The following is a 1035-nucleotide window of genomic DNA, read 5'->3' on the forward strand; positions in this document are numbered from 1 at the left end:
GGGCAAGGGCATGAACGACTTCTTCGACAACATGCCCCAACCGGCCGCCGCGGTGACCGACTGGACGGCCAAGCAGGAAGAATGGATCGACGCACAGCAGGCCGTCGGCACGTTCGTGGCCATCAACGGCACGGACGTCACCACCGAGGCCGGCGGCGTGGTGCGCAGCCTGTCGATCGACGTCGGCAAACCGGTCAAGGCCGGCACCGTGCTGGCGCAGCTCAACAGCGCCAACGAGCTGGCGGTGCTGAAGTCGCTGGAAGCATCTTCCAAGCTCGCCGCCGTGCAGCGCGACCGCTGGCAGGCGCTGGCCCGCGACAAGCTGGTCTCCCAGGCCGAAGCCGAAGAACGCGCCACCGTGGCGGCCACGTCGCTGGCACAGGTCGAGGCGCAGCGCGCCTTGATCGCACAGAAGACGATCCGCGCACCGTTCGACGGGGTGCTGGGCATCCGCAAGGTCAACCTGGGCCAGTACCTCAACCCCGGCGACGCCATCGTGAGCCTGCAGGCGCTGGATCCGATCTATCTCGACTTCACCCTGCCCGAACAACGCGTGGGCCAGGTGCTGCCGGGCGCGAAGATCCGCGCCACGGTCGATGCCCTTCCCGGCCAGGTGTTCGAAGGCGAGGTCACCGCGGTGGAGCCGCAGGTCGATCCGGCCACGCGAAACTTCAAGGTGCAGGCGACGCTGGACAACCCCGAATACAACCTGCGGCCGGGTGCGTTCGCCCATGTCGGCTTCGATACCGGCGACGCGCGCAAGGTCATTGTGGTCCCGCAGACCGCGATCAGCTTCAACCCCTATGGCAACGCGGTGTACGTGATCCAGGAGGTACCGCGCGCCGAGGGCGAAAAGGACATGCAGGGCAAGCCGCTGACCGGCAAGAAGCTGGTGGTGCGGCAGCGCTTCGTCAAGACCGGCGCCACCCGCGGCGACCTGATCGCGGTGACCGAAGGCCTGAAGCCCGGCGAGCGCGTGGCGACCAGCGGCCTGCTGAAGCTGCGCAACGACGCCGAGGTAACGGTGAACAACAA

1 protein-coding gene is annotated in these 1035 nt (G+C 67.5%); it reads left to right on the plus strand.

The genetic code is table 11. From position 1 onward, the window contains the following. A partial coding sequence (locus tag AC04L7_RS19505) for an efflux RND transporter periplasmic adaptor subunit (protein ID WP_475513818.1) occupies positions 1-1035 on the plus strand: 1035 nt, incomplete at both ends.

The organism is Pseudoxanthomonas sp. LjRoot204_2 (assembly GCF_056175765.1).